The organism is Pseudomonas sp. PA-4-8C (assembly GCF_021606625.1).
Classification (GTDB): Bacteria; Pseudomonadota; Gammaproteobacteria; order Pseudomonadales; family Pseudomonadaceae; genus Aquipseudomonas; species Aquipseudomonas lactis.
The window spans coordinates 1-26,281 of record NZ_WKCD01000041.1; the positions used below are offsets into that span (position 1 = coordinate 1).

General features: G+C 57.2%; 25 protein-coding genes and 2 pseudogenes. 18 read left to right on the forward strand and 9 right to left on the reverse strand.

The window, feature by feature from the left end:
• The 3 genes and pseudogenes from GIW04_RS09830 to GIW04_RS09840 all read left to right on the forward strand — a co-directional run.
• A partial coding sequence (locus GIW04_RS09830) for a c-type cytochrome (RefSeq protein ID WP_236478971.1) occupies positions 1-1,201 on the forward strand: 1,201 nt, incomplete at its 5' end.
• An 82-nt stretch (positions 1,202-1,283) separates the two neighbouring features.
• A pseudogene (locus GIW04_RS09835) lies at positions 1,284-1,532 on the forward strand (PA0069 family radical SAM protein); the annotation flags it as partial.
• 92 nt (positions 1,533-1,624) lie between these two features.
• A complete protein-coding gene (locus GIW04_RS09840; RefSeq protein WP_236269816.1) occupies positions 1,625-1,954 on the forward strand; it encodes a hypothetical protein in 330 nt (109 codons plus the stop codon).
• 192 nt (positions 1,955-2,146) lie between these two features.
• On the opposite strand, the gene GIW04_RS09845 is transcribed toward GIW04_RS09840, so the two are convergent.
• Positions 2,147-2,695 carry a recombinase family protein gene (locus tag GIW04_RS09845; RefSeq protein WP_236269815.1) on the reverse strand — a complete coding sequence of 183 codons (549 nt, stop codon included), beginning with the start codon at positions 2,693-2,695 and terminating at the stop codon, positions 2,147-2,149.
• A 215-nt stretch (positions 2,696-2,910) separates the two neighbouring features.
• Here GIW04_RS09845 and GIW04_RS09850 point away from each other — a divergent pair, with 215 nt between their 5' ends.
• Both GIW04_RS09850 and GIW04_RS09855 read left to right on the forward strand, forming a co-directional pair.
• The gene (locus tag GIW04_RS09850) at positions 2,911-3,111 is read left to right on the forward strand and encodes a hypothetical protein (RefSeq protein WP_236269814.1); all 201 of its coding nucleotides are present in this window, start codon (positions 2,911-2,913) and stop codon (positions 3,109-3,111) included.
• A 3-nt stretch (positions 3,112-3,114) separates the two neighbouring features.
• Positions 3,115-4,038 carry a DUF4352 domain-containing protein gene (locus GIW04_RS09855; RefSeq protein ID WP_236269813.1) on the forward strand — a complete coding sequence of 308 codons (924 nt, stop codon included), beginning with the start codon at positions 3,115-3,117 and terminating at the stop codon, positions 4,036-4,038.
• A gap of 232 nt (positions 4,039-4,270) precedes the next feature.
• On the opposite strand, the gene GIW04_RS09860 is transcribed toward GIW04_RS09855, so the two are convergent.
• From GIW04_RS09860 to GIW04_RS09870, 3 genes are all read right to left on the reverse strand, one after another.
• Positions 4,271-4,510 carry a hypothetical protein gene (locus GIW04_RS09860; RefSeq protein WP_236269812.1) on the reverse strand — a complete coding sequence of 80 codons (240 nt, stop codon included), beginning with the start codon at positions 4,508-4,510 and terminating at the stop codon, positions 4,271-4,273.
• Positions 4,511-4,805: 295 nt separating this feature from the next.
• Positions 4,806-5,597, reverse strand: a complete 792-nt coding sequence (locus tag GIW04_RS09865; RefSeq protein ID WP_236301278.1) for a hypothetical protein — start codon at positions 5,595-5,597, stop codon at positions 4,806-4,808.
• A 697-nt stretch (positions 5,598-6,294) separates the two neighbouring features.
• The gene (locus GIW04_RS09870; RefSeq protein ID WP_236269878.1) at positions 6,295-8,076 is read right to left on the reverse strand and encodes a recombinase family protein; all 1,782 of its coding nucleotides are present in this window, start codon (positions 8,074-8,076) and stop codon (positions 6,295-6,297) included.
• Positions 8,077-8,115: 39 nt separating this feature from the next.
• Between GIW04_RS09870 and GIW04_RS09875 the strand changes: the two are divergent.
• The 3 genes and pseudogenes from GIW04_RS09875 to GIW04_RS09885 all read left to right on the forward strand — a co-directional run.
• A pseudogene (locus GIW04_RS09875) lies at positions 8,116-8,952 on the forward strand (PA0069 family radical SAM protein); the annotation flags it as partial.
• 228 nt (positions 8,953-9,180) lie between these two features.
• Positions 9,181-9,912, forward strand: coding sequence for a carbonic anhydrase (locus tag GIW04_RS09880; RefSeq protein WP_003187331.1), 732 nt, complete (start codon positions 9,181-9,183; stop codon positions 9,910-9,912).
• Positions 9,913-9,997: 85 nt separating this feature from the next.
• Positions 9,998-11,539 carry a SulP family inorganic anion transporter gene (locus GIW04_RS09885; protein ID WP_003187333.1) on the forward strand — a complete coding sequence of 514 codons (1,542 nt, stop codon included), beginning with the start codon at positions 9,998-10,000 and terminating at the stop codon, positions 11,537-11,539.
• A gap of 67 nt (positions 11,540-11,606) precedes the next feature.
• On the opposite strand, the gene GIW04_RS09890 is transcribed toward GIW04_RS09885, so the two are convergent.
• Positions 11,607-12,254 (reverse strand): hypothetical protein, encoded by a 648-nt coding sequence (locus GIW04_RS09890; protein ID WP_034134146.1) that lies wholly within the window; start codon positions 12,252-12,254, stop codon positions 11,607-11,609.
• A gap of 369 nt (positions 12,255-12,623) precedes the next feature.
• Here GIW04_RS09890 and coxB point away from each other — a divergent pair, with 369 nt between their 5' ends.
• The 4 genes from coxB (at position 12,624) to GIW04_RS09910 (ending at position 17,003) form a co-directional block, all read left to right on the forward strand.
• Entirely contained in the window at positions 12,624-13,751 is a 1,128-nt protein-coding gene (coxB, locus tag GIW04_RS09895; RefSeq protein ID WP_120247390.1) for a cytochrome c oxidase subunit II, read from the forward strand.
• Between the two features lie 58 nt (positions 13,752-13,809).
• Complete coding sequence (gene ctaD, locus GIW04_RS09900; RefSeq protein ID WP_003187339.1) at positions 13,810-15,393, forward strand: cytochrome c oxidase subunit I; 1,584 nt, start codon at positions 13,810-13,812, stop codon at positions 15,391-15,393.
• Between the two features lie 135 nt (positions 15,394-15,528).
• Positions 15,529-16,080, forward strand: a complete 552-nt coding sequence (locus tag GIW04_RS09905) for a cytochrome c oxidase assembly protein (RefSeq protein ID WP_003187340.1) — start codon at positions 15,529-15,531, stop codon at positions 16,078-16,080.
• Between the two features lie 35 nt (positions 16,081-16,115).
• Positions 16,116-17,003: a cytochrome c oxidase subunit 3 gene (locus tag GIW04_RS09910; RefSeq protein ID WP_034134148.1), complete on the forward strand. Its 888-nt coding sequence runs from the start codon at positions 16,116-16,118 to the stop codon at positions 17,001-17,003.
• A 6-nt stretch (positions 17,004-17,009) separates the two neighbouring features.
• Here the strand turns inward: GIW04_RS09910 and GIW04_RS09915 are convergent, their stop codons facing one another.
• The gene (locus GIW04_RS09915; RefSeq protein WP_003187345.1) at positions 17,010-17,213 is read right to left on the reverse strand and encodes a twin transmembrane helix small protein; all 204 of its coding nucleotides are present in this window, start codon (positions 17,211-17,213) and stop codon (positions 17,010-17,012) included.
• 32 nt (positions 17,214-17,245) lie between these two features.
• On the opposite strand from GIW04_RS09915, the gene GIW04_RS09920 reads away from it, so the two are divergent.
• The 5 genes from GIW04_RS09920 to GIW04_RS09940 are packed head-to-tail and all read left to right on the forward strand — an operon-like array spanning position 17,246 to position 21,169.
• The gene (locus GIW04_RS09920; protein WP_120247389.1) at positions 17,246-18,010 is read left to right on the forward strand and encodes an SURF1 family protein; all 765 of its coding nucleotides are present in this window, start codon (positions 17,246-17,248) and stop codon (positions 18,008-18,010) included.
• On the forward strand, positions 17,976-18,560 hold the full coding sequence (locus GIW04_RS09925) for a hypothetical protein (RefSeq protein WP_034134150.1): 585 nt from the start codon (positions 17,976-17,978) through the stop codon (positions 18,558-18,560). Before GIW04_RS09920 ends, GIW04_RS09925 begins: the two co-directional genes overlap by 35 nt.
• Before the next feature lie 10 nt (positions 18,561-18,570).
• Positions 18,571-19,650 carry a COX15/CtaA family protein gene (locus GIW04_RS09930; RefSeq protein ID WP_057710649.1) on the forward strand — a complete coding sequence of 360 codons (1,080 nt, stop codon included), beginning with the start codon at positions 18,571-18,573 and terminating at the stop codon, positions 19,648-19,650.
• The gene (cyoE, locus tag GIW04_RS09935; RefSeq protein ID WP_057710650.1) at positions 19,638-20,537 is read left to right on the forward strand and encodes a heme o synthase; all 900 of its coding nucleotides are present in this window, start codon (positions 19,638-19,640) and stop codon (positions 20,535-20,537) included. Before GIW04_RS09930 ends, cyoE begins: the two co-directional genes overlap by 13 nt.
• Positions 20,534-21,169 (forward strand): SCO family protein, encoded by a 636-nt coding sequence (locus tag GIW04_RS09940; RefSeq protein WP_120247388.1) that lies wholly within the window; start codon positions 20,534-20,536, stop codon positions 21,167-21,169. The genes cyoE and GIW04_RS09940 overlap by 4 nt, the downstream gene beginning before the upstream one ends.
• A 129-nt stretch (positions 21,170-21,298) precedes the next feature.
• On the opposite strand, the gene GIW04_RS09945 is transcribed toward GIW04_RS09940, so the two are convergent.
• Genes GIW04_RS09945 through GIW04_RS09955 form a run of 3 tightly spaced genes read right to left on the reverse strand, consistent with a single transcriptional unit; the run spans position 21,299 to position 23,802 of the window.
• Positions 21,299-22,069 carry a MetQ/NlpA family ABC transporter substrate-binding protein gene (locus GIW04_RS09945; protein WP_034134153.1) on the reverse strand — a complete coding sequence of 257 codons (771 nt, stop codon included), beginning with the start codon at positions 22,067-22,069 and terminating at the stop codon, positions 21,299-21,301.
• Positions 22,070-22,120: 51 nt separating this feature from the next.
• Complete coding sequence (locus tag GIW04_RS09950) at positions 22,121-22,795, reverse strand: methionine ABC transporter permease (protein WP_003187354.1); 675 nt, start codon at positions 22,793-22,795, stop codon at positions 22,121-22,123.
• The gene (locus GIW04_RS09955) at positions 22,795-23,802 is read right to left on the reverse strand and encodes a methionine ABC transporter ATP-binding protein (RefSeq protein ID WP_003187356.1); all 1,008 of its coding nucleotides are present in this window, start codon (positions 23,800-23,802) and stop codon (positions 22,795-22,797) included. Before GIW04_RS09955 ends, GIW04_RS09950 begins: the two co-directional genes overlap by 1 nt.
• Positions 23,803-24,067: 265 nt before the next feature.
• Between GIW04_RS09955 and katE the strand changes: the two genes are divergently transcribed.
• Positions 24,068-26,209 (forward strand): catalase HPII, encoded by a 2,142-nt coding sequence (katE, locus tag GIW04_RS09960; protein WP_057710651.1) that lies wholly within the window; start codon positions 24,068-24,070, stop codon positions 26,207-26,209.
• Positions 26,210-26,281 lie beyond the last annotated feature (72 nt).

Here is a 26,281-nt window from a genome sequence, read left to right on the forward strand (position 1 = left end):
CAGCGACAGTCTCGTGGGCTCGGAAATGTGTATAAGAGACATGCCCTTCGCTGGCGGCCTGCCGATGGAAACACCGATTGGCGTGATCTATTCCACCAACATCACCCCGGACAAGACCGGCCTGGGCGACTACAGCTTTGAGGATTTCGACAAGGCCGTGCGCCATGGCGTCGCTAAGAACGGTAGTACGCTTTACCCGGCGATGCCCTACCCGTCTTACGCACGTGTCAGCGACAGCGATATGCAAGCGTTGTACGCGTACTTCATGAAGGGCGTCGAACCGGTCGCCCAAGAAAACAAGGACAGCGATATTCCCTGGCCCCTGAGCATGCGTTGGCCGCTGGCGGCCTGGCGCTGGATGTTTGCCCCGGCGGTCGAGGCGCATCAGCCGCAAGCCGCCGCCGACCCGATGATCGATCGCGGCGCCTACCTGGTGGAAGGTCTCGGGCATTGCGGCGCCTGCCATACGCCGCGCGCCCTGACCATGCAGGAAAAAGCCCTGAGTGCCACGGACGGCAGCGCCTTCCTGTCTGGCAGTGCGCCGTTGGAAGGCTGGATTGCCAAAAGCCTGCGCGGCGACCACAAGGACGGCCTCGGCAGCTGGAGCGAGGAGCAACTGGTGCAGTTCCTCAAGACCGGTCGCAGCGACCGTAGCGCGGTATTCGGCGGCATGAGTGATGTGGTTGTGCACAGCATGCAGTACATGTCCCAAGAGGACCTGACCGCTATCGCCCGCTACCTCAAGAGCCTGCCGGCGGTCGATCCCAAGGACCAGCCGCACCAGTACGACAAGCAGGTAGCACAAGCGCTGTGGAAGGGCGATGACAGCAAGCCCGGTGCGTCGGTGTATATCGACAACTGCGCGGCTTGCCACCGTACCGATGGCCATGGCTATACGCGGGTATTCCCGGCGCTGGCGGGCAACCCGGTGTTGCAGACGGCAGATGCCACGTCGTTGATCAACATTGTGTTGAACGGCGGCACCTTGCCGGCCACCCATGCGGCGCCGTCAACCTTCACCATGCCGGCGTTCGCCTGGCGTCTGTCGGACCAGGAAGTGGCGGATGTGGTGAGTTTTATCCGTGGCAGCTGGGGCAACCAGGGCGCGCCGGTCAAGGCCAGCGATGTGGCGGATCTGCGCAAAAACGATCTGCACACCACCTCGGGCGATGACTTGGGCCAGGTGACGCAAAAGCACTGATAAGTTCGCTGGCCGCCCAACGGCACTGGTCAGAAACCTCGCGCCTCGATACTGTATATAAAAACAGTATCGAGGCGTTTTCATGTCTACTGCGCTGCCGCCCCGTGGCCGGGGTACGGCCACCAACCTGCACAATCGGTTTGCACCCACCGTCAGCGTGGCTGAGGACGACGGTTGGTACCAGGAAGTGCCGCCGACCCAAGGCACCGAAGTGCGTATCGAAACGGCCAAGACCATCATCACCCGCAACAACTCGCCGGACTTGCCGTTTGATCGGTCCATCAACCCGTATCGCGGTTGTGAGCATGGTTGGCCGTACTCAACAATTCGTACCGATACAGATCAACAAATGATGCTGGCACGCAGGACAAATATCTTTTTGGTGGTCTAGGCTCCCCCCACTACCCATCAGGAGGCTGCCGCATGATCGATGATAAAAAGGCTACGTGTTACTACAAATATGAAATCGAGGGTCATGAGAAATCCGATCAAGCTGAGCTACTGGAAAAACTCAAGCATCATGAATTTTTGATAGTACTTCGCCAAACTCTGGCCGGCGTCATACGCGGTCGTGAGCCAGGTTATGAACTACAGACTCCCGAGCACCACCAGACAGTACCCTCTGGATATCTTGTAGGGCCTGCCAAGATCGAATTTAGCTGGGATATAGAATTTGAACGAGGGCACGGGCCGGAATCAATCGATGACTACAACTTTTACCGGCTGGATAGGGTTCCCAAACTCAAACCGTGAAGCTCTCAGCGCGTGGGCTGATCGGCTAAGACGATAATATAAGTGCGTTCGGATACCACTCTAAGAATGTCGAATATCTGAGGGTTGGGGGTGGCTCACCGGCTACCCCTGACTCACAGACGGAAGAATCGCTAGAACGCCTCAGAGGGCATGAAACCGCCCATCAAAGACGGTTTTCAAGGGTACTTATCCTTATGCTTCGGTGGCCTTCATCGCTCGCTGAACCGTACTCAGTGACACACCAAGACTTTCAGCCGCCTTCCTAAAGCTCAGTCCACCAGCGACAGCGCCACGGATCTGAGCATCATCGATAGATTTAATACGGCCTTTGTACTTGCCATCGGATTTAGCTTTAGCGATCCCTTCCCGCTGGCGCTCCTTGATCATGCAGCGTTCAAACTCTGCGAAGCTGCCCATCATAGACAGCATAAGCTTCTGTATCGGACTGTTCTCGCCAGTGAACTCAAGTTGCTCTTTATGGAAGCGGATGTGGATACCTTTGTTTGTCAGGTCTTCCACCAGCGTCAGCAGATCCGCTAGGGAGCGGGCCAGTCGGTCAATTGAGTGGACGACGATAGTGTCACCTTCCCTCACGTACTCAAGCATGGCTTGAAGCTGGGGGCGGTCTGTAGTGGCGCCGCTCACCTTGTCAGTGAACACCTTGTCTAACGTCAAACCGTCCAACTGACGAGCTGTGTTCTGATCAACCGATGAAACGCGGACGTAACCTACATTAGCCATTTCCCTTCCCCTGTATTCATTTGCCTCTAGATGTAGCCATTGTCTACGTATTCATTATTCAATGCAACCCTATTGAATACAATTTTGAGGACTTGATCGTATTCACCGACAAGTGGTCGCTAGGGTGTAGCCAAATGACCACAGAAGGTAAGTCTTGCCGCAACGCTCGCAGTGGTGGCAATCTGATGCGATCAATCTCAAAAGGACTGCATTAGATGAAAGATGGAATCATTCGCCTAAACGACTACCTCTGCTATTTGGCAATCGCCATCGTGACCTATGCAGGGTTTATCACGTACGGGATGTTTGGTGGGCTTGGCGGCTTCGTGGTTGGTGCCGTGATTGCAGGATTCTGGCTCGTTCTGAGCGGCATCTATGACGAACTGAAAAAACTTACCAATGCCAAGGGTCTATAACTGATGCGGCTTGCTAACAAAGGCGGAATTTTTACAATCGCATCTGTCGCGTTTCTTGTTAGCTTTGGGGCAGGGGCGAGCGATGCCAAATTCAAGCCGTTTTCAGATGAAACATGTTCATCATATAACAGCTACCTACCAGCCTCGACCACAGCTGAAGATAAGAAAGCCATAAACGACCTTACTGGTCACTTAGCGCTTTCGTCGTCATTACGTTACTTGCTAGGCAAAGACTCTATCATTACTGACATGAAAATTAGCTTTGGTGAGACTCCATTCTTCACTAAATTAGACGCCATAAAGAAAAAACTAGAAGTCGCACAAGTTGATTATCTTCGTGGCTACCTCAGCTACAATGAGTCACTCAACAAGGAGGTTATGCAAAAATACCTGAGCAAAGAATCAGAATACACGAACTTTACTACGAGAAAATCTATTTGTTCAATTCAAGCATTGTCTAAATCTCCAGACACCTCCAACGTTGAAATGATTGAGAAGTTTATCAATGCTTTGGCTTTGGTTGAGGATGCTAAATTTGGTAATTTCCAGATAAAGCGTGAAAGCTGCAAGGTCAGCAAGTCCGTGGGCACTTCAAATTCTTACTCGGAACCAGAACATTGGGCCGACTCTCAATTCGTTGTAATTGATGCACGATTTAAGAATCTAGACTCTGAAGGTCGTCTGCCAAGCGAAGGGAGTCTAATCATTAAAACCAGTGATGGTAGAGAGCTTCGGTATGATACGACTGAAACCGTAATGCAGCGGGGCTACGGTATCTATTTCAAGTCCGTCAACCCACTTGTCACAATGCCTACGAAAATTGTATATCGAATTCCAACGGATATTAGCGGGGAAGTGCTGTGGGAACCTGGAGGAAACAAAGGCAAGAAAAAACTTTGGTGTACTTTCATCCTCCCAAAGGTATGAGTTCGGCAATGGCATTATTTAACGCATATGCCACCACGAAGCTTCCTAAGCTTTCTTTATCCCAAGGCCCATCAGCCGCTCTACCGTAAGGCCATCAAAACGATCCAAGTGTTGAGTTTTAGGATGAACCAGCAACAATCTTCACTTATCCTTACGTGATAAATAAACATTGATACCGACTCAATGAATAAAAAAGGAAGGAAAACCCTTCCTCTCTTTCCTTGCTTAAGCTTTATGCGGCAAGTGATGGAATCGTAAGCAATAAGGTAATTGTTTTACGTACTTGCTGACTCGTATCTACTTCGTATTTTTTTGGATTATGTTCTAACTCGTCTTGAATCCAGTCTAGAGCTGCTGCCGCTCCACCTTTACTGATCGCGAATATTTCGAACAAATAGTCTGGCAATGTAATAGTTGTTTTGTGTGGTGGGCTTACTTCATATGTGTAGACGTTCAGTGTTAGATTTTTCATTTGTTATGTACCTTTATCATCATAAATTAATTAGTCATTTTGTGTTCCTTTTAAACCTACGACGCCCTTTGTATGCTGACAGCATAAGGCGCTGAATTCATTCAGTGCTTGTCGGGTCTTGGGTTTGCGTGAACATTTCTAGCTATTTGATACAGCTATATCGGTTATGTCATTTTTCAACTCTCCTTTCCTGTTGGGATTTAATTTTTGTTGTGGCTATGCTAGGTGCACCTTTTGCACTTTTCTCCCCATAAGTACTAGTGGGGATTTTTGGTGACAAGTGCAGGTGCCACTTTTAAATGCAGTGCGTATCGTAAACTCTATCAGCACCGCCATCTTGCTCTAACCAACTGACGCAGAGTGATCCGTGCGGTATGATCTCTGCGCTTTCAATCTGCACCACTTGGCGGGTCAGCACCTCTGCTACGGTGTTGTGCCTTTCAAGTCGTCGCTCGATAGATTCTTCGTATAGCCATGCATTGGACAGGTTTACAATTTCCATCAAGGCAGACTGTTGGGTGACACCAAACTGAATCGCATGCTCCCATGCCAACTCCTGCAATCTTTCAAAGGCAATGTTCGCTTTGTCGTACATTGAATCCCTACTCGCCAAGGCTTGGTTGGGTGCTAGCCATGAAGGTCGAAATAGACATTTTTCATCAAGTCGCTTGGCTTTGCTTTTGAGTGAGGAGATGTATTTGAAGTCAGTGGCTTTATCCGCTTTGCTTGAATTAAGCACCAGTCCTTTTAGGGTAAAGTTTGTCACCCCTTCAGGCTTCGTAGCTTCCTGAATGATTGACTGAATTAGATCAGCTTCAGCTTTGTTTTTTTGTACATCTTTAAGATTTACCTTGCACCAGTGCTCTGTAATTCCTGCGCCTGATAGGGCCTGCACAATTTCCTTGTACGAGCTACCTGCAACCTTCATGCATGTAGCCTCGTCAGCAGCTTCATTGCTTACCTTAGCTACGTTAGGAAGATTACGTTTCAGCCAGTCAAGCTTGATGCCTGGCAGTGCAGTAACAATCTGTGGGTTGGTATAGCCTTGCTGCTTTAGAAGTCGAGCCTGTTCTTGTAACTCATTCATTTAAATATTTCCTCCGCTAATCTCTGGGCGTAAAAAAACCGACAAGGTCGGCATGTGCTCTCAGCTATCTCCGCAGGGAGGAATCTAAAAAATTCAGCTGTTTACATAACCGTGCCTTTTGTTGGTTCTTGCGTTTTTGCAATAGTCATAAGCTTTACTCATGGTCTTGCGATAACCGTCAGTGGTGGTCAGCCAATTTGCAGGCATTAAAAAACCGCACTGGGCGGCATTTAGATAATCGAGAGCGTGACATTAACGAAGATGTTTCGTCGTTGAGTAAATATCTGTCTTCTTTCGAATGATCACCATTTGCCGGAGCGATGTTTAAAAACCTGTGACACCAAGTTTAAACTATTTTCGGCTACTGTCAACTAAAAATGGAGAGGGGAAGCCATTTGCTTAGCATTTCGGTGATTCTCCAATTTGAAAAGCTGAAGGGAACAGCTGTAAACCCGCGTATTCCGCGTTCTTCAATACACGATCTTGGGGGCAACGAATTTCCACAAGGCCCAGACTCTCTTTCAGTGACTAATAAGTATCGTGGCATCAGTCCTGCTACGAGCTTTTCTTGCATCTAGTCGAGGTGTAGGTATCAGGGGCTACACGAGTAGCTCTTTTTAGAGATCGTCGCTGGAATACCCTAAAATGCCGCATAGATACCGGATTCTCTCCGCCTAAAAGCTCGTGGGACAGCCTTTTACTTTAGGAATAGGTCTGGAGCCTTCCAAACTACATCTTTTAATTCTTCTGGAAGGTCAGCCAGCTTTGGACGATTCTTGCACTGAGGCTTCCTCTTAGGAAGGAGGGAAAGAGCAACGTCGTCGTAGATTGGTTTCACTAGCTCAAAGGTTGGCGAGGATATGCCCGCCCTGCGCAGGCGAGCTTTGATACTCCTGATAATCAGCGTCTGTTTATCTTTGGTAATCCAGGTGTGGTGTCCGTAGTCGTCGCCTGTACGATTATCTTTCGGCTGCTCGATATAGGCCACAACCGGGCTAATTCTGTTCGCCAAAGCAGGTATGGGCTGTGTCACCAACTTGCGTGTAGGGAAGTGAAGCTCAAGCTTTAGGAATATTCCCCGCAAGTATCTGTTCAACCGCTGTCGGTCGGTGCGGGCTTGTTCACTGTCAGAGGTCAGCATTGATTCAAAGGAATCAACGTTGCTGTCGCTAAGGGCAAATGCCCCATCCAGGCTGGCAAGCTCTAGCTTGATACGATCAATATCAGCTTTAGCTGTAGCAATTGCTTTCCGGGTGTCAGTGAGCAGGCCGACGTAGGTTTCAGCTTTGTCCTCGTCATCTTCAGCAGCGTGTTTGTTCTTCAACCCGTCTGCCCTAACTTCTAATCTGTTCAGTTTTGCAACGGCGACGGTTTCTTCTTTTTTCAGCGTCTTCAGCACATCTGAGCCAGCAGCTATGTAGTCACGGATCGCAGTCCAATGCTCAAATTTAAACAATACACGGCGAAGGAATTCCCCCCGGATCGACCTGATCTGATCGTCAACACAGCCACCTGTCATTGATGCCGTGCAGTAGTAGAACTCTTTACCACTCCTGAGCATAAACCGAGTACTCCCGCCACATTCAGCACACACCAGAAGGTTGCGGAAAATATTGAGGTTGGTGGCGTCCTGCCTGCCTGAAAACGGCTTTCGACTCTTTAGTATCGTCTGCACTTCTTCAAACGTAGCTGGAGGGATTACCTGCGGGTAGTAATGTTCCAGCACTTGCCCGGTAGGAACATTTTTGCCGTGCTCCTTGCTGAGTTCCACCGGGGAGTGCTCGCCTAGCAGACGCCGATTGCGTAACAAGTATTGAATCTGGTGGGTCTTATAGCTGGTGCCAAACTGAGCGTTGAGGCGTCTTCCCGTTTCTGCCACTCCATAGGTCTGAGCGAGAGAAAACATTGTTTCAATGTGCAGGCAAATATCTTCACGCTTGATCCACACCTTATCCTCCACAATCAGCCACTGGGGACATTTCTCTGTGGCTATCGTGCCTTCCGCCATTTTCTTGTGCTTGGCGCTCCACGACGCCTTCGACATATCCGATTTGCGTAAGCTTTCTGAGTGAGCCCTTTCAAATTGCACAATCGCTCGGATGAAGCTGTTACTGGTGAGATCGTCGTAAACCGTGTCTTCGTCCAATACGGCTATCTTGATACCGGATCGGATCAGGTCAGAAAACATCTCTATAGACGCATCGAGTACCTGACGTGATAGGCGGTCCCAATTTTCAATTAATAGGTAGCTGCCATTTGGAATCTCCCCATCACGCACCCGCTGGAGGAATACCGATAGCTGACCTTTTTTAGCGTTAGCCCCACGGAAGCTACTGATACCGTGATCCTCAAGTCTGGTATCAATCGTGAGGTTGTACCTACTGACAAAGGAGTCAATTCGCTCGGTCTGCCGGGTTTCGGAATTACCGTCCTTCTGTTTTTGAGTAGAGAAGCGAACGTATGAAAAGCATAAAGGCATCGCGGCAAGCTCAGTAACCTATCGGTACGTATAATCTAGCACGGCTGCATCTACTGCTATGCGCGGCCCAGCCATGCCTATTGGGACATGTCGCCCGGGCTGGACTTTGAAACCAAATTGATTGCCAAGAGCAACGCGGCTGATGTGCTGGAGCAGCAGTTGTCCAAGCCGGGCTACGTGTGCGCACCGATCAACCTGGGCTCCAATACCGATCCGTACCAGCCAATCGAGCGTGAATACCGGATTACCCGGCAAACCCTTGAGGTACTGCTGCGCTACCGGCACCCGGTGACCATCATCACCAAGGGTTCGTTGATCCTGCGTGACCTCGACTTGCTGACCGAGTTGGCCCGCCAGCGCCTGGTGGCGGTGATGATCAGCCTCACCAGCCTGGACGACGAGCTCAAGCGCATCCTGGAACCGCGCACGGCAGCGCCCAAGGCGCGGCTGCGGGCGATTCGGGTAATGCGCGACGCGGGTATCCCGGTGGGCGTGCTGTGCTCGCCAATGATCCCGATGATCAACGACAGCGAGCTGGAGAGCCTGCTTACCGAAGCTCACGCGGCCGGCGCACAAAGCGCGGCGTATATGATGCTGCGCCTGCCGTTGGAGGTGGCGCCGTTGTTCGAGGAGTGGCTGGTGGCCCATTACCCCCAGCGAGCGGCCCATGTGATGAGCCTGGTGCGCCAGGTACGCGGGGGTGAGGTGTATGACAGCCGGTTTGGCGTGCGCATGCGCGGTGAGGGGCCGTTTGCCGATTTGCTGGCGCAGCGGTTCACCAAGGCAATCAAACGCCTGGGGCTGAATCGGCGGGAAGGGTTCAACCTCGATTGCACGGCGTTTTGCCCACCGGGCAGGCAGATGGCTTTGTTGTAGAATGAGGGACAGACGTGCACCTTTGCTGTAGCAATAGTCGCGTTTTGACATCACTGAAACCCGCGTTCTAGAGCGGTTCATTCAGTTTGAGTTAAGTTTCGGCGGTTACCTTGTTCAGCGAGTGACTGATGAGTCGGCGGCCTGGCCGGTGCTTGTTTTACAACTATTTCACCGCCATGGCGTCGAACTGACCTGAACCCTCCCCTGCATTGATCAAGAGGATGAATCATGAGTGACAAGGATAAACAGCCGTTGGCTGCGTCGGCTTCAGCCCCTCAGGTGGCGGAATCCGCCGATGCAGCGCTGCAGCATATCGTTGACGGCTTTTTGCATTTCCATCACGACGTCTTCCCCCAGCAGGAAGAACTCTTCAAGAAACTCGCCACTGCCCAGAGCCCACGGGCAATGTTCATCACCTGCGCCGACTCGCGCATCGTGCCCGAGCTGATCACTCAAAGCTCCCCAGGCGACCTGTTCGTGACCCGTAACGTCGGCAACGTGGTGCCGCCCTACGGCCAGATGAACGGCGGTGTTTCCACCGCTATCGAGTACGCGGTGCTCGCCCTTGGCGTACAGCACATCATCGTGTGCGGGCATTCGGACTGCGGCGCCATGCGTGCCGTGCTCAACCCCGACAGCCTGGAAAAGATGCCAACGGTCAAGGCCTGGCTGCGTCACGCCGAGGTCGCCAAGACCATGGTCCATGACAACTGCGACTGCGCCAACGAAGGCGAGAGCATGGCGGTGCTGACCGAAGAAAACGTCATCGCCCAACTGCAACACTTGCGCACCCACCCTTCCGTGGCTTCGCGCATGGCCAATGGTCATTTGTTTATCCATGGTTGGATCTACAACATCGAGACCAGCGAAATACGGGCCTACGATGCGGACAAAGCGGCGTTCCGACCGCTGAACGGCACCGAGCCGATCCCTTCAGCGACGCCTAAAGCGCGCTTCTAAAACACTTCCCTGCCGGGTAATGCGGTGGCTGCCATGGATGCAGCCAGGCTTTACCGCGCCCGGCGAATGCCTCGGGAGAGTCATCATGCGTGCTGCTCAATTGAAAGCTGTATTGCCACGGGAGCTGCTCGCCTCGGTGGTTGTTTTTCTGGTCGCCTTGCCACTGTGCATGGGCATCGCGATTGCGTCCGGCATGCCGCCGGCCAAGGGCCTGATCACTGGCATCATCGGCGGCCTGGTGGTGGGCTGGCTGGCCGGCTCGCCGCTGCAGGTCAGCGGCCCGGCGGCAGGTCTGGCGGTGTTGGTGTTCGAACTGGTACGCCAGCACGGCATGCTGATGCTGGGGCCGATCCTGTTGCTGGCCGGCTTCCTGCAATTGGTGGCCGGGCGTTTGCGCCTGGGCTGCTGGTTTCGCGTCACCGCGCCAGCGGTGGTCTACGGCATGTTGGCCGGGATTGGCGTGTTGATCGTGCTGTCGCAGATCCATGTGATGCTCGACGGCGCGCCCAAGCCGTCAGGGCTGGATAACCTGGCAGGCTTCCCGGCAGCGCTGGCTGAAGCGATTCCTACCTTCGGCGGCGGGCTCGGCTGGCAGGCTGGCGTACTCGGCTTGTCGACGATGTTGGTGATGTACCTGTGGGACAAATTCCGCCCGCAACCACTACGGTTTGTGCCCGGTGCGCTGCTTGGCGTGGGCCTGGCGACCGTCGCCAGCCTGGTCCTGGCGCTGCAGGTCAAGCGCGTGGAAGTTCCGGAAAACCTGGCGGACGCTATCGACTGGCTGCGCCCCAGCGACCTGCTGAACCTGGCTGACCCACAGCTGCTGATCGCGGCGTTCGCCGTGGCGTTTATTGCCAGTGCCGAAACCCTGCTGTCTGCCGCAGCGGTGGACCGCATGCACAGTGGTCAACGTTCCGACTTCGATAAGGAATTGTCGGCCCAAGGTGTAGGCAACATGCTTTGCGGCCTGGTTGGCGCCTTGCCAATGACTGGCGTGATCGTACGCAGCTCGGCGAACGTCCAAGCGGGTGCTACCACGCGTCTGTCGGCGATGTTCCATGGCCTGTGGCTGCTGGGTTTCGTGCTCTTGCTGTCGAGCGTGCTGCAGAGCATTCCGGTCGCGAGCCTGGCGGGTGTGCTGGTGTACACCGGCATCAAGCTGGTAGACGTCAAGGCGTTCAAGGCGCTGGGGCGCTATGGTCGGATGCCGATGTTCACCTATGCGGCCACCGCGCTGGCAATCATCTTTACCGATTTGCTGACCGGCGTGCTGGTGGGCTTTGGGCTGACGCTGGTGAAGTTGGCGTTCAAGGCGTCGCGTCTTAAAGTCAGCCTTGTTGACCTGCCTCAGGAAGGTGAAATGGAGCTGCGTTTGACGGGGGCGGCGACCTTTCTGAAGGTGCCGGCGTTGACTCAGGTGCTGTCGGCGGTGCCTGCGGGGACCACCTTGCATGTGCCGCTGAGTAACTTGAGTTACATCGACCACTCTTGCCTGGAGTTGCTGGAAGAATGGGGCCGGGCCAATGCAGCCAAGGGCTCGACGTTGGTGATCGAGGCGCGTGGGTTGAAGCGTCGGCTGGAAGGTCGGGTGCGAACGACAGTGGGGATCGGCTCAGCGCCTGCCTGACCCCTCAAAAAACTGTGGGAGCCGGGCTTGCCCGGCTCCCACATTGGATCCCTATCGGATCTGAAGTCTACGCAGGCTGATCCAGCGACAGCTCAACCCCAAGCTGGCGCGACAGGCATGGCCAGCGCTTCCAGGACGCTTCGGTCTGCGGGCTCTTGAGCTGTTCGCGATAGGCCTCGACCGACTCCAGCGCAAAGCTTTCCTCGTTAAGCATCTCATCCACCGCCAGATGCACGGCTTCATCCAATTGATTGGCGAAGTCTTCACCGATCAGTTGATGGGCGATCACGTTGGCCACGGTGGTATCCGCTGGAATCAACGGCTGGCCAAAATGCTTGATATACAGATCGTTTACTTCTTCGACCAGGCGATGCGCCAGGTAGGCCTCATCCAGCAGGCCATCAAGGCCGTCGTGGCCGGCCAGAATCGCTGGCGGCTGCAGGAAGAAATGTTCAGCGATTTTCAGTACTGGTTTGATCTGGCTTTCAATCCCGGCCTCACGGGCCACGTCATTGGCAGCGTCGAGCAAATCAGGAACCAGGTCGATGTAGGCAGTCACAAAGCGCGTCATGACGATGTTGCGATCACCGTCTGCCAGAGAAATGGCCGAGTGCAGGTGCGGCAATTGTTGTTCCAGCTGAATGGCAAGTTGGCCGGTGGTGGCTTCGTGTTGATGGGCACGGGAAATCTGCTCGCGCAATGCGGCGGTGTTCATGAGGGCTCCAGTGAAGCAGGCGTAGGAAAAGGGAGAAGATAAGGTAGTTCGTTTATACGAGCGCCTAAGACGCATTTGTCATAATTATTTCATGGTTATAGGCAGGGGTTATATCGAAATGCCATCGTTCGTCGGATAAACGATTCCGCCGCCCATTTTACGGGCTCCGTCTGTCTGTTTCTATTCATTTGCCCCCACACATTGCGGGGTTGCTACGGCTGTCTATACTCGATTTTGTACGCAATTAGCTGATGACGCCCAACTGCATGACGCAGGCAAGGCTTGGCGGTTGTAAGCAGTATGGAAGCCGCTCCCTTCGCCGCAGGTGCAAACCGGCGGGATAACAAGAAACATAAAGGGGAACCCGCAATGACGCGACATCCACACGTTTGGATGGGCCTCCTGTTGTGGTCGGTATTCGGCCAGGCGCACGCCGCCTGGACCACGAATATGGCGCCAGGGGCTACTGAAGTCAGCCACGCTGTGTTTGACCTGCACATGACCATTTTCTGGATTTGTGTGGTGATCGGCATCGTCGTGTTTGGCGCGATGTTCTGGTCGATGATCCTGCACCGCCGGTCCACGGGCCAGGTAGCGGCCAAGTTCCACGAAAGCACCACCGTGGAGATCCTCTGGACCGTGGTGCCCTTGCTCATCCTGGTGGCCATGGCCATTCCGGCCACCAAGACCCTGATCAACATCTACGACAGCAGTGAATCGGATATCGATATCCAGGTCACCGGCTATCAGTGGAAGTGGCATTACAAATACCTGGGTCAGGATGTGGAGTTCTTCAGCAACCTGGCCACGCCCGCCGAGCAGATCCATAACCAGGCCGCCAAGGGCGAACATTACCTGCTGGAAGTCGACCAGCCGCTGGTATTGCCGGTGGGTGCCAAGGTGCGCTTTCTGGTGACCGCCGCCGATGTGATCCACTCATGGTGGGTACCGGCCTTCGCGGTCAAGCGCGACGCCATCCCCGGCTTCGTCAACGAGGCCTGGACCCGCGTCGAGAAGCCCGGCATCTATCGTGGCCAGTGCGCCGAACTGTGTGGCAAGGACCATGGCTTCATGCCCATCGTGGTTGAGGTCAAGTCCAAGGCTGACTACGACACCTGGCTGGGCGAGCGCAAGGAGGAGGCGGCCAAGCTCAAGGAACTGACCTCCAAGGAGTGGACACTGGACGAACTGGTGGCTCGTGGCGACAAGGTCTATCACACCACCTGCGTGGCCTGTCACCAGGCCGAGGGCCAAGGCTTGCCACCGATGTTCCCGGCGCTCAAGGGCTCGAAAATCGCCACGGGGCCGGCCAAAGACCATCTGAGCATCGTGTATCACGGCAAGCCCGGCACCGCGATGGCAGCTTTCGGCAAGCAGCTCTCTGAAGTGGATATCGCCGCTGTGGTGACCTATGAGCGTAACGCCTGGGGTAATAACAAAGGCGACATGGTCACGCCCAAAGACGTGCTGGCTCTGAAACAGGCCCAAAGCAAATGACGACTTTCATTGCCAATGCCCTGAATCGCCCCGCTCACTCGCTTGCAGGAGAACGGCCATGAGCACTGTGATCGACCATGGTCATGCCGACCATGCCCACGGCCCCGCCAAGGGTCTGATGCGCTGGGTGCTGACCACCAACCACAAAGACATCGGCACCATGTACCTGTGGTTCGCCTTCACCATGTTCCTGCTCGGTGGCTCGTTCGCCATGGTGATCCGCGCCGAGCTGTTCCAGCCGGGCCTGCAGATTGTGCAGCCGGCGTTCTTCAACCAGATGACCACCATGCACGGCCTGATCATGGTGTTCGGCGCAGTGATGCCGGCGTTCGTCGGCCTGGCCAACTGGATGATCCCGCTGATGATCGGCGCGCCGGACATGGCCCTGCCGCGCATGAACAATTTCAGTTTCTGGCTGCTGCCGGCGGCGTTTCTGCTGTTGGTGTCTACCTTGTTCACGCCCGGCGGCGGGCCGAACTTCGGCTGGACCTTTTACGCCCCGCTCTCCACCACCTATGCGCCGGAAAGCGTGACGTTCTTTATCTTTGCCATCCACCTGATGGGCATCAGTTCGATCATGGGCGCGATCAACGTGGTCGCCACCATCCTCAACCTGCGCGCGCCGGGCATGACCCTGATGAAAATGCCGCTGTTCGTGTGGACCTGGCTGATCACCGCGTTCCTGCTGATCGCGGTGATGCCGGTACTGGCGGGCTGCGTGACCATGATGCTGATGGATATCCACTTCGGCACCAGCTTCTTCAGCGCGGCCGGTGGTGGCGATCCGGTGCTGTTCCAGCATGTGTTCTGGTTCTTCGGGCATCCCGAGGTGTACATCATGATCCTGCCGGCCTTTGGCGCGGTCAGCTCGATCATCCCGACCTTCTCGCGCAAGCCGCTGTTCGGTTACACCTCGATGGTCTACGCCACCGCGAGCATCGCGTTCCTGTCATTCATCGTGTGGGCACACCATATGTTCGTGGTGGGCATTCCGCTGGTGGGTGAGCTGTTCTTCATGTACGCCACCCTGCTGATCGCCGTACCCACGGGGGTGAAGGTATTCAACTGGGTCAGCACCATGTGGCAAGGCTCACTGACGTTCGAGACGCCGATGTTGTTTGCGGTGGCCTTTGTGATCCTGTTCACCATCGGCGGCTTCTCCGGGCTGATGCTGGCGATTGCCCCGGCGGACTTTCAGTACCACGACACCTACTTTGTGGTGGCGCATTTCCATTACGTACTGGTGCCCGGCGCGATCTTCGGGATCTTCGCCTCGGCCTACTACTGGCTGCCGAAATGGACTGGCCACATGTACGACGAAACCCTGGGCAAGCTGCACTTCTGGTTGTCTTTCGTGGGCATGAACATGGCGTTCTTCCCCATGCACTTCGTGGGGCTGGCCGGTATGCCGCGTCGGGTGCCGGACTACAACCTGCAGTTCGCTGACTTCAACATGGTCTCGTCCATCGGTGCCTTCATGTTCGGCGCCACGCAGATCTTCTTCCTGTTCATTGTCATCAAGTGCATCCGTGGCGGCCCGCCTGCGCCGGCCAAGCCGTGGGATGGCGCCGAGGGCCTGGAATGGAGCGTGCCCTCGCCCGCGCCGTATCACACCTTCACCACGCCGCCGGAGGTCAAATGAAGCCCTCCCTATACTCCTCCTGTGGGAGCGGGCTTGCCCGCGATGGCGGTATGTCAGGCGCTGAATCTCCCGACTTTGAGGTCCTCATCGCAGGCAAGCCAGCTCCCACAGAAAGTCCAAAGCCAGGTGGGCGCCATGGCTGACTCCGTACCGCTCAAGCGCCTGGTCACCCGCCTGCTGATTTTGGTGTTGGCGATGTTCGCCTTCGGCTTCGCCCTGGTGCCGATCTATGACGTGATGTGCAAGGCGTTCGGCATCAACGGCAAGACCGCCGGCCAGTACGAGGGCGAGCAAATGGTCGACCCCTCGCGCCAGGTGCGCGTGCAGTTTCTGTCCACCAACGCCATCGACATGGTCTGGGAGTTTCATTCCAAGGCTGACGAGATTGTGGTCAACCCCGGAGCAGTCAACGAGATGCTGTTCGTGGCCTACAACCCCACCGATAAGCCGATGACCGCCCAGGCGATACCCAGCATTTCCCCGGCCGAGGCGGCGATGTACTTCCACAAGACCGAATGCTTTTGCTTCACCCAGCAAGTGTTGCAGCCCGGTGAGCGCATTGAGATGCCCGTACGTTTCATCGTCGATCGCGCGATGCCCAAGGATGTGAAGCATTTGACCCTGGCGTACACGCTGTTCGATATCACTGCGCGCCAGCCGCCCGTGGCCGTCAGGACCGGGGGCTAGCTACTGTTTGCCCCCTCAATCAGGAGAGCGAATACATGTCGACTCATGATACGTACTACGTACCGGCGCAAAGCAAATGGCCGATAATTGCCACGATTGGCCTGCTGGTCACCGTGTATGGCCTGGCCGTGTGGTTCAACGACTTGAAGGCCGCGCGGGCCGAATCCCACGGGCCGTGGATCTTTTTCGTCGGCGGTTTGCTGCTGGCCTACATGCTGTTTGGCTGGTTTGGCGCGGTGATCAAGGAAAGTCGTGCCGGGCTGTACAGCGCGCAGATGGACCGCTCGTTCCGCTGGGGCATGACGTGGTTCATCTTTTCGGAGGTGATGTTCTTCATCGCCTTTTTTGGTGCGCTGTTCTACGTGCGCGTCTGGGCTGGGCCTTGGTTGGCGGGCGAAGGGCCCAAGGGCATTGCCCATATGCTGTGGCCGAACTTTGAGTTTGCCTGGCCCCTGCTGAACAACCCCGACCCCAAGCTCTACCCTGCGCCCAAAGGCACCATCAGCCCCTGGGGCCTGCCGTTGGTCAACACCATCCTGCTGGTGAGTTCCAGCGTGACCATCACCATCGCCCACCATGCCCTGCGCAAAGGCCATCGCGGCGCGCTGAAACTCTGGCTGGCGATCACCGTGCTGCTGGGCCTGGCGTTTCTTGGGTTCCAGGCTGAGGAATACATCCACGCCTATAAAGAGTTGGGCCTTACCCTGGGTTCAGGCGTGTACGGCGCGACGTTCTTCATGCTCACGGGCTTTCACGGCGCCCACGTGACCATCGGCACCATTATTTTGTTTGTGATGCTGATGCGCATCCTGCGCGGGCATTTCAATGCCGAGCACCAGTTCGGTTTCGAGGCGGCCAGTTGGTATTGGCACTTTGTGGACGTGGTGTGGATCGGGCTGTTTTTCTTTGTCTATGTGCTGTGACGCCGCTTACCACGGCGCATGAGAGACCAGTTGGCCGCTGAAAAAGCCCCAGGCGATCAAGCCCACGGTGATCACGGCCAGCGTGACACGCACGGTCAAGGCGGTGACGAGGCGGTTGGAGTTGCCCTCGTCCTTGACCAGGAAGAACAAGCCACTGAACAGGCTCACGACGGTCGCGATCAGCATCAGGGCAATGGCGGCTTTGAGCATGGTCTGGCTCCGGGCTTATTGGGAGAGGGGCGATGAGATCGAGTATAGCCAGTGCCCTGCAGCGCTTTCGTCCGGGCATCGCGCCGACGCTGGTGGTGCTGGTGTTGCTGCCATTGATGGTCGGCCTGGGGTTTTGGCAACTGGCCCGTGGGCACGAAAAGCAACTGCTGGTAGAACGTTATGCCGAGCGCCGCGCCGCCGAGCCGGTCAGCAGTGCGCAGCTCAATGACATGGCTGATCCAGCCTTCCGTCGCGTTCACCTTCGCGGGCAACTGGATGGTGAACACAGCGTATTGCTGGATAACCGCATGCGTGACGGCAAGGCCGGTGTCGAGCTGCTGCAGCCTTTTCATGATCAGGCCAGCGGCCTGTGGCTGTTGCTCAATCGTGGCTGGCTGCCTTGGCCAGACCGGCGTATCGCGCCCGCCTTTACTACCCCTGAACAGACGCTGAACCTCGACGCCTGGGTGTACGTCACCCCCGGCGAGACCTTCCAACTGCATGCCGACCCGGCCAGCACGCAATGGCCGCGCCTGCTTACCGCACTGCACCCCGCCGCGCTGTGGGACGAACTGGGGCGCAGCGGTTTTGCCTATGAGCTGCGTGCCGAAGCGGGCCCCGATACCTACGAAACCAGCTGGCCCGTGGTCGCCATGGGCCCGGAAAAACACCTGGCCTACGCCGTGCAATGGTTCGCCATGGCCGTGGCGTTGCTGGCGCTTTACCTCTACCTCGGATGGCATAACAAAAAGGAGAAGCCCCATGGGAGCGGCCATGAATCCACCCAGCACATCTGACACGCTTGATCGGCGCAAGGGTCGCTGGCAGCTGATTTTGATCCTGATGATGGTGATCGGCCCGATGGCGCTGGCCACCTTTATGTACAAATTGCAGTTCTGGGTGCCGGACAGCCGCAGCTACCACGGCGAACTGATCGGCAACGGCCAGACCCGCGCCGACATTGGTGTGCAGGCCGATGAACAGCGTTGGCAACTGCTGGTCACCGCCCCCGCCGCCTGCGCTGCCGATTGCCAGCAACTGGTGTACCTGGCGCGCCAGCTGCAGATCAGCCTTGGCCGTGATGCGTCTCGTGCCAGCCATGCCCTGGCCGGCGCGCAACCTTTGAGCCGCGAATACGAGGCCAAGCTCAAGGCTGAATATCCACAGCTGCAGCGCTACCCGCTGGATGTGTCGACCTTTGCCAGGAACGCTGCCGCGCCTGGTGAGGCACAACTGTGGATCGTCGACCCCCACGGCAATCTGGTGCTGCGCTATGACGCCAAGGTCAAGGGCAAGGACTTGCTCAACGACCTGCGCTTGCTGCTGAAACTGTCGAACATCGGATAAGGGCACCGTCATGGCCAAGCCTGGATTTCGCCTCGCGCTGTTTGCCACCTTACTGGCGTTGCTTGTCGTGCTGCTCGGCGCCTATACCCGCCTGACCCACGCCGGCCTCGGCTGCCCGGACTGGCCGGGTTGCTACGGCTTTATCAGCGTGCCCCAAAGCGAAGCCCAACTGGCCCATGCCGAGTTGCACTTTCCCGACACGCCGGTGGAGGCCGACAAAGGCTGGGCCGAGATGACCCATCGCTACTTCGCTGGCAGCCTGGGCCTCTTGATCGCGCTGCTGGCGGCGCGTTCGTGGCGTCATCGGCGTGATCCGGGCCAGCCAGTGAAGCTGCCGCTGTTCCTGCTGGCGGTGGTGTTGGCCCAGGCGGCGTTTGGCATGTGGACCGTGACCTTGAAGCTCTGGCCGCAAGTGGTCACCGGGCACCTGTTGGGCGGCTTTGCGACCTTGAGCCTGCTGTTTCTGCTGACCCTGCGGCTGTCCGGCGTACTGCCGGCGCTGGTCGTGCCCAAGCGCCTGCAATATTGGGCGACGGCGGGCCTGGTGCTGGTGATCGGGCAGATCGCCCTGGGCGGCTGGGTCAGTTCCAACTACGCGGCGGTGGCCTGTGTCGATTTGCCCACCTGCCATGGCCAATGGTGGCCGGCAGCGGACTTTGCCAATGGCTTTCACCTGACCCAGCACATCGGCCCCAATTACCTGGGCGGGCAGCTCGACAGCGAAGCGCGCACTGCTATTCACCTGACGCATCGCGTCGGCGCCGTGCTGGTCACGCTGGTGCTGCTCGGTTTGGCCTGGCAACTGCGGGCAGTGGGGATGACGCGCCTGGCCGGTCTGCTGTTGATCGCCCTGGCCGCGCAGATCTGCCTGGGGCTGAGCAATGTGGTGTTCGGCCTGCCGTTACCGGTGGCAGTCGCGCACAACGCTGGCGGGGCAACGTTGTTGTTGACGCTGGTGCTGGTCAATTACCACGCGCGCACCAGCCTGGTTCGGGTGCGTCACCCGCGTCTGTTCGGTTGGCGTTTTATCCCGCGCAAACAGGTGTCGGGCCTGATCACCCTTAAAGGAGAACTGCCATGGCGACCGTGATCGGCGCACGTCGCGACCGGGCGATCTGGCGTGACTATCTGGAGCTGACCAAGCCCAAAGTGGTGGTGCTGATGCTGATCACCTCGCTGGTGGGCATGTTCCTCGCCACCCGCGCCGGGGTGCCCTGGACCGTGCTGGTGTTCGGCAACCTCGGCATTGCCCTGTGTGCCGGCGGCGCGGCGGCGGTCAATCATGTGGTGGATCGACGGATTGACGCCGTGATGGCGCGCACTCACAAGCGGCCGATGGCTGAGGGGCGTGTCTCGCCGATGGCGGCGTTAGCGTTTGCGTTGTTCCTGGCGATTGCAGGGTTGGCCCTGCTGCTGGCGTTCACCAACCCGCTGGCGGCCTGGCTGACCTTGGCTTCGCTGCTGGGTTATGCGGTGATCTACACCGGCTTTCTCAAGCGGGCGACTCCGCAGAATATCGTCATCGGCGGTCTGGCCGGTGCGGCGCCGCCGCTGCTGGGCTGGGTGGCTGTCACCGGGCATGTGGGTGCCGAACCCTTGCTGCTAGTGCTGATCATCTTCGCCTGGACGCCGCCACACTTCTGGGCCCTGGCCATTCACCGCAAAGAGGAATACGCCAAGGCCGACATCCCGATGCTGCCGGTCACCCATGGCGAGCACTACACCAAGGTGCATATCCTGCTGTACACCTTCGCCCTGCTGGCGGTGAGCCTGATGCCCTACGTTATCCACATGAGCGGGCTGCTCTACCTGGCCTGTGCGCTGGTGTTGGGTGCGCGCTTTCTGCAATGGGCCTGGGTGTTGTACCGTGGCAGCCAGCCGCACGCGGCGATCAACACGTTCAAGTACTCTATCTGGTACTTGCTGCTGCTGTTTATCGCCCTGCTCGTAGACCACTACTTATTGTTGAACCTATGACTCGAACTCAAAAAACCGTCTTCATCCTCGTGGCCCTGGTGGCGTTGATCATGGGCCTGACCGTCAACAAAGTGCTCTCGGGCAAAGGCCAGGGCGATCCGACTGCGCTGATCGACGCGGGCATCATTCTGTTGCCGCAAAGCCGCCAGTTGCCAGCGGTGACCATGACCAATCAGGAAGGCCAGCCGGTGGTGGTCAACGAGTTGAAGGGCAAGTGGAGCCTGTTGTTTTTTGGCTACACCTTCTGCCCGGATATCTGCCCAACCACCCTCGCCCAGCTTCGCCAGATCAAGAGCGAGCTGCCCCAAGAGGCTGTGGATAAGTTGCAGGTGATCCTGGTCAGCGTCGATCCGCACCGCGATACCCCGGCGCAGCTCAAGCAGTACCTGGGTTACTTTGATCCGCAGTTCCAAGGCCTGACTGGCGCGAATGTGGAGGATGTGCAGAAGGTTTCGAATGCGGTGAGCATTCCCTTCATTCCGGCGGATACCAGCAAGCCGAACTACACCGTCGACCACAGCGGTAACCTGGCACTGATCGGCCCGGATGGTACTCAGCGTGGGTTTATTCGTGCGCCGTTGAACAACCAGAAGCTGGTGGCGCAGTTGCCGGGGTTGCTACAGCGCAAGTGAGCACCTGATGATCGTTCCCACGCTCTGCGTGGGAATGCAGTTAGGGACGCTCTGCGTCCCCAAGCGTGACGCAGAGCGTCACGAGAGGCGTTCCCACGCGGAGAGTGGGAACGATCAGATCAGGAGAAATCAGAACGCCGGCTTGATCGCGCCTTTGTACTTCTCTTCGATGAACTTCTTCACTTCAGGCGTGTGCAGAGCTGCAACCAGCTTCTTCACCGCGTCCGCATCCTTGTTGTCTTCGCGGGTCACCAGGATGTTCACGTAAGGCGAATCGCTGCCTTCGATCACCAGGGCATCCTTGGATGGGTCCAGCTTGGCTTCCAGGGCGTAGTTGGTGTTGATCAGCGCCAGGTCGACTTGGGTCAGCACGCGCGGCAGGGTGGCGGCTTCCAGTTCGCGGAATTTCAGGTTTTTATCGTTGCCGGTGATGTCCTTGATGGTCGACAGGATGTTGGTCGGGTCCTTCAGGGTGATCAGGCCGTTCTTGGCCAGCAGTAACAGCGCACGACCACCGTTGGTGGCGTCGTTCGGAATCACCACGTTGGCGCCGTCAGGCAGGTCGGCCAATTTTTTGTACTTGCTGGAGTAAGCGCCCAGAGGCTCCAGGTGCACCGCGCCGACGCTCACCAGGTGAGTGCCTTTGGCCTTGTTGAATTCATCCAGGTATGGCTGGTGCTGGAAGAAGTTGGCATCCAGGCGCTTTTCAGCCACCTGTACGTTCGGCTGCACGTAGTCGGTGAAGACTTTGACGTTCAGGTCCACGCCTTCTTTGGCCAGGGCAGGCTTCACGAATTCGAGGATTTCGGCGTGAGGCACCGGCGAAGCAGCGACCGTAATGGTCTCGGCGTGGGCGGAAAACGCAGCCACGGCGGCGAAAGCAACCAGTAGTTTTTTCATCCAGCAAGCTCCTTGTTCGGGCATCTGCCGGCTGTGTGCCGGCAATGGCCGTTATTTACGAGAAAAATGCACCACCAGCCGGTCGCCGACGGTTTGCAGAATTTGCACAAGAATCAACAGCATCACCACGGTGACCACCATCACATCGGTCTGGAAGCGCTGGTAGCCAAAACGGATTGCCAGGTCGCCCAGGCCGCCAGCACCGACCACACCCGCCATTGCGGTGTAGGAAACCAGTGTAATCGCCGTCACCGTAATCGCTGCGAAGATGCCAGGGCGGGCTTCGGGCAACAGGGCGTTGGTGATGATCTGGCGGGTGGTAGCACCCATGGCCTGGGTGGCTTCGATGATGCCACGGTCCACTTCGCGCAGGGCTGTTTCCACCAGGCGCGCAAAGAATGGCGTGGCGCCGACGACCAGCGGTGGGATCGCGCCGGCGACACCCAGCGACGTGCCGGTGATCAGTACCGTGAATGGAATCATCACGATCAGCAGGATGATGAACGGTAGCGAGCGCAAGATATTCACGATCAGCGACAGCAGCGCGTACAGGCCTTTTTGTTCGAACAGCTGGCGCGGGCTGGTCAGGAACAACAGCACGCCCAGGGGCAGGCCCAGCAGCACGGTGAAGAACAGCGAGCCGAACAGCATGGTCATGGTATCGCCGGTGGCGAGCCAGATTTCAGACCAGTCGATATTGGCGAAGAAACTCAGGAAAACGTCCATCAGCGCAGGACCTCCATGTGAACGTCGGCGGCGGTGAAGCGTGCAAACGCAGCGTCCATGTCACCGCCGGTGACGGCGAGGGTCAGTTGCCCGTAAGGGATGTCTTTGATGCGGTCGATACGACCGGCAAGGATGCTGTAGTCCACCCCGGTTTCCCGTGCGACGGTACCCAGCAGTGGCGCGTAGGTCGCGTCCCCTTGGAACGTCAGGCGCACGATACGGCCTGGCACATGGGCAAAGTCGTCGCGCTGCTCGCCTTCGTCCACCTGTTCGGCTTCTTGTACGAAGCGTTTGGTGGTCGGGTGCTTGGGGTGCAGGAACACGTCGGCCACCGAGCCTTGCTCGACGATCACCCCGGCGTCCATCACCGCGACCTGGTCGCATACGCGGCGGATCACGTCCATTTCATGGGTGATCAACACGATGGTCAGGTTCAGCTCGCGGTTGATCTCGGCCAGCAGTTGCAGGACCGACGCCGTGGTTTGCGGGTCGAGGGCGCTGGTGGCTTCGTCGCACAGCAGGATTTTTGGCTTGGTCGCCAGGGCTCGGGCGATGCCGACGCGCTGTTTCTGGCCGCCGGACAACTGCGCCGGGTACTTCTTGGCGTGGTCCGACAAGCCGACGCGGGCGAGCAGCTCAGCCACACGCTGGTCGATTTCCTTGCGCGACAGTTCGCCGGCGAGCGTCAGCGGCAGCGCGACGTTGTCGGCCACGGTCTTGGACGCCAGCAAGTTGAAGTGCTGGAAGATCATGCCGACCTGCTGGCGAAAGCGCCGCAGGCCGTTGGCGTCCAGCGCAGTGACTTCTTCGCCATCCACCTTGATCTGGCCACCACTGGGCTCTTCCAGGCGGTTGATCAGGCGCAGCAGGGTGCTTTTACCGGCACCCGAGTGGCCAATCAGGCCAAACACCTGGCCGTTCTCGACGCGCAGGCTGGTGGGGTGCAGGGCGGGAATATCCTTACCGGCGACGCGGTAGGTTTTATGGACGTTTTGAAACTCGATCACGTAGCGAACCTTGTGGGGCGCATTGAAAAGGGATCAGCGGTTAGCCGGGCGCGCATTTTAGCCTGTCCGTATAGCGTTTCTTAGCATTTATTTCGTATTCATCCAGTCATTTGGCAATAACGCGATCAAAGGTCATAAAAAAGGAACGGTGCAAAACCGCGTCAGTCACTACTTAAGCAACTCGATTTCCCAGGTGCCGTGCCTGGGGTTTTGCTCAAACGAGCCGGGGACCGCTCTGGCCACTTTGAATAAGGAGTTTTGACTGATGAGTACCAAGAAGCCAGCCACCCCGCCCAAGAGTGAACTTGCGGGTACCGATACCCTGGACCGTGGCAACACCAACGCCAAGTTGCAGGCCCTGGAAGAATTCCGCTCTGACGCGACTGGCCAGGCCCTGCGCACCAACCAAGGCGTGAAGATTTCCGATAACCAGAACAGCTTGAAAGTCGGCGCGCGCGGCCCGTCGCTGCTCGAAGACTTCATCATGCGTGAAAAGATCACGCACTTCGACCATGAGCGCATCCCGGAGCGCATCGTGCATGCCCGTGGTACGGGCGCCCATGGCTATTTCCAGAGTTACGGCGACCATTCGACGCTGACCAAGGCAGGTTTCCTGCGCACGCCTGAGCATAAAACCCCAGTATTCGCGCGTTTTTCCACGGTGCAGGGCCCGCGTGGTTCCGGCGACACCGTGCGTGACGTGCGCGGTTTTGCCGTGAAGTTCTTCACCGACGAAGGCAACTTCGACCTGGTGGGCAACAACATGCCGGTGTTCTTCATCCAGGATGCGATCAAATTTCCTGACTTCGTCCACGCGGTGAAACCCGAGCCTCATAACGAGATTCCTACCGGCGGTTCGGCCCACGATACCTTCTGGGACTTTGTCTCGCTGCAACCGGAATCCGCGCACATGGTGATCTGGGCCATGTCCGACCGCGCCATTCCAAAAAGCCTGCGCGCCATGCAGGGCTTTGGGGTACATACCTTCCGGTTGATCAATACCGAAGGTAAGTCCAGCTTCGTGAAATTCCACTGGCGTCCAAAAGTCGGCACCTGCTCCCTGGTATGGGATGAAGCGCAAAAGCTGGCCGGTAAAGACACCGACTACCACCGTCGTGACCTGTGGGAAGCGATTGAAAGTGGCGATTACCCCGAGTGGGAGCTAGGCGTACAGATCGTGGCCGAAGAGGACGAACACAAGTTCGATTTCGATTTGCTCGACCCGACCAAGATCATTCCCGAAGAACTGGTGCCGATCACGCCGCTGGGCAAAATGGTGCTCAACCGTAACCCCGACAACTTCTTCGCTGAAGTCGAGCAGGTTGCGTTCTGCCCAGGCCACATCGTGCCGGGGATCGACTTCACCAACGACCCGTTGCTGCAAGGCCGTCTGTTTTCCTACACCGATACCCAGATCAGCCGACTGGGCGGGCCGAACTTTCATGAGATTCCAATCAACCGGCCTGTCGTGCCTTTCCATAACGGCCAGCGCGACGCTCAGCATCGCACCGTGATTGATAAGGGTCGTGCGTCCTACGAACCAAACTCCATTGATGGGGGTTGGCCGAAAGAAACCCCTGCTGGTCCTACCGATGGTGGTTTTGAGTCCTACTACGAGCGCGTCGATGCCAACAAGGTGCGTGAGCGTAGCGAATCCTTCGGTGACCATTTCTCCCAGGCGACGCTGTTCTACAACAGCATGAGCCACCACGAGAAAGAGCACATTATCGCGGCCTACAGCTTTGAGCTGGGCAAGGTGGAGCGCGAGTTCATCCGTGCGCGCCAGGTCAACGAGATCCTGGCCAATATCGACCTGGAGCTGGCCAAGCGCGTTGCGCAGAATTTGGGCTTGCCGGCGCCGACCAAGGGCACGGTGCCTGCCCGTGAAACGTCGCTGAAAGAATCGCCAGCCTTGAGCCAGGTGAATTTACTATCGGGCGATATTAAAACGCGCAAAGTGGCGATTCTGGCAGCCAACGGCGTTGATGGTGCGGCCATTGACGCGCTAAAAGCCGCGCTGGAAGCTGAAGGCGCCCATGCCAAGTTGCTGGGGCCTACTTCGGCGCCTGTGACCACTGCGCAGGGCAAGACGCTGCCGGTCGACGCCTCGATGGAAGGCATGCCGTCCATTGCCTTCGACGCAGTGTTTATCCCGGGTGGCAAAGAGTCCGTGAAGGCGCTGAGCGGTGATGGTGTGGCGTTGCATTATGTACTGGAAGCCTACAAACACCTGAAGGCGATTGCGGTAGCCAGTGATGTGAAGCCGTTGCTGGACCTGCTGAAGCTGGAAGCGGATGCGGGGTTGATCGTGGGCGCGGATGCCAAGGCGTTCAAAGCGTTTTTTGCGGCGATTGCCCAGCATCGGGTGTGGGAGCGTGAGCCGAAATCCAAGGCGATTCCGGCTTAACTTATCGGTTGTTTGTTAGATCGTCATCGCAGGCAAGCCAGCTCCCACACCGTTCAAAGGTGGGAGGTGGCT

Excerpts from the sequence above, each read along its gene's own strand:
- GIW04_RS09840 (WP_236269816.1), top strand. The coding sequence starts at position 1,625 with ATGATCGATGATAAAAAGGCTACGTGTTACTACAAATATGAAATCGAG.
- GIW04_RS09845 (WP_236269815.1), bottom strand. The coding sequence starts at position 2,695 with ATGGCTAATGTAGGTTACGTCCGCGTTTCATCGGTTGATCAGAACACA.
- GIW04_RS09850 (WP_236269814.1), top strand. The coding sequence starts at position 2,911 with ATGAAAGATGGAATCATTCGCCTAAACGACTACCTCTGCTATTTGGCA.
- GIW04_RS09855 (WP_236269813.1), top strand. The coding sequence starts at position 3,115 with ATGCGGCTTGCTAACAAAGGCGGAATTTTTACAATCGCATCTGTCGCG.
- GIW04_RS09860 (WP_236269812.1), bottom strand. The coding sequence starts at position 4,510 with ATGAAAAATCTAACACTGAACGTCTACACATATGAAGTAAGCCCACCA.
- GIW04_RS09865 (WP_236301278.1), bottom strand. The coding sequence starts at position 5,597 with ATGAATGAGTTACAAGAACAGGCTCGACTTCTAAAGCAGCAAGGCTAT.
- GIW04_RS09870 (WP_236269878.1), bottom strand. The coding sequence starts at position 8,076 with ATGCCTTTATGCTTTTCATACGTTCGCTTCTCTACTCAAAAACAGAAG.
- GIW04_RS09880 (WP_003187331.1), top strand. The coding sequence starts at position 9,181 with ATGAGTGACAAGGATAAACAGCCGTTGGCTGCGTCGGCTTCAGCCCCT.
- GIW04_RS09885 (WP_003187333.1), top strand. The coding sequence starts at position 9,998 with ATGCGTGCTGCTCAATTGAAAGCTGTATTGCCACGGGAGCTGCTCGCC.
- GIW04_RS09890 (WP_034134146.1), bottom strand. The coding sequence starts at position 12,254 with ATGAACACCGCCGCATTGCGCGAGCAGATTTCCCGTGCCCATCAACAC.
- coxB (WP_120247390.1), top strand. The coding sequence starts at position 12,624 with ATGACGCGACATCCACACGTTTGGATGGGCCTCCTGTTGTGGTCGGTA.
- ctaD (WP_003187339.1), top strand. The coding sequence starts at position 13,810 with ATGAGCACTGTGATCGACCATGGTCATGCCGACCATGCCCACGGCCCC.
- GIW04_RS09905 (WP_003187340.1), top strand. The coding sequence starts at position 15,529 with ATGGCTGACTCCGTACCGCTCAAGCGCCTGGTCACCCGCCTGCTGATT.
- GIW04_RS09910 (WP_034134148.1), top strand. The coding sequence starts at position 16,116 with ATGTCGACTCATGATACGTACTACGTACCGGCGCAAAGCAAATGGCCG.
- GIW04_RS09915 (WP_003187345.1), bottom strand. The coding sequence starts at position 17,213 with ATGCTCAAAGCCGCCATTGCCCTGATGCTGATCGCGACCGTCGTGAGC.
- GIW04_RS09920 (WP_120247389.1), top strand. The coding sequence starts at position 17,246 with ATGAGATCGAGTATAGCCAGTGCCCTGCAGCGCTTTCGTCCGGGCATC.
- GIW04_RS09925 (WP_034134150.1), top strand. The coding sequence starts at position 17,976 with ATGGGAGCGGCCATGAATCCACCCAGCACATCTGACACGCTTGATCGG.
- GIW04_RS09930 (WP_057710649.1), top strand. The coding sequence starts at position 18,571 with ATGGCCAAGCCTGGATTTCGCCTCGCGCTGTTTGCCACCTTACTGGCG.
- cyoE (WP_057710650.1), top strand. The coding sequence starts at position 19,638 with ATGGCGACCGTGATCGGCGCACGTCGCGACCGGGCGATCTGGCGTGAC.
- GIW04_RS09940 (WP_120247388.1), top strand. The coding sequence starts at position 20,534 with ATGACTCGAACTCAAAAAACCGTCTTCATCCTCGTGGCCCTGGTGGCG.
- GIW04_RS09945 (WP_034134153.1), bottom strand. The coding sequence starts at position 22,069 with ATGAAAAAACTACTGGTTGCTTTCGCCGCCGTGGCTGCGTTTTCCGCC.
- GIW04_RS09950 (WP_003187354.1), bottom strand. The coding sequence starts at position 22,795 with ATGGACGTTTTCCTGAGTTTCTTCGCCAATATCGACTGGTCTGAAATC.
- katE (WP_057710651.1), top strand. The coding sequence starts at position 24,068 with ATGAGTACCAAGAAGCCAGCCACCCCGCCCAAGAGTGAACTTGCGGGT.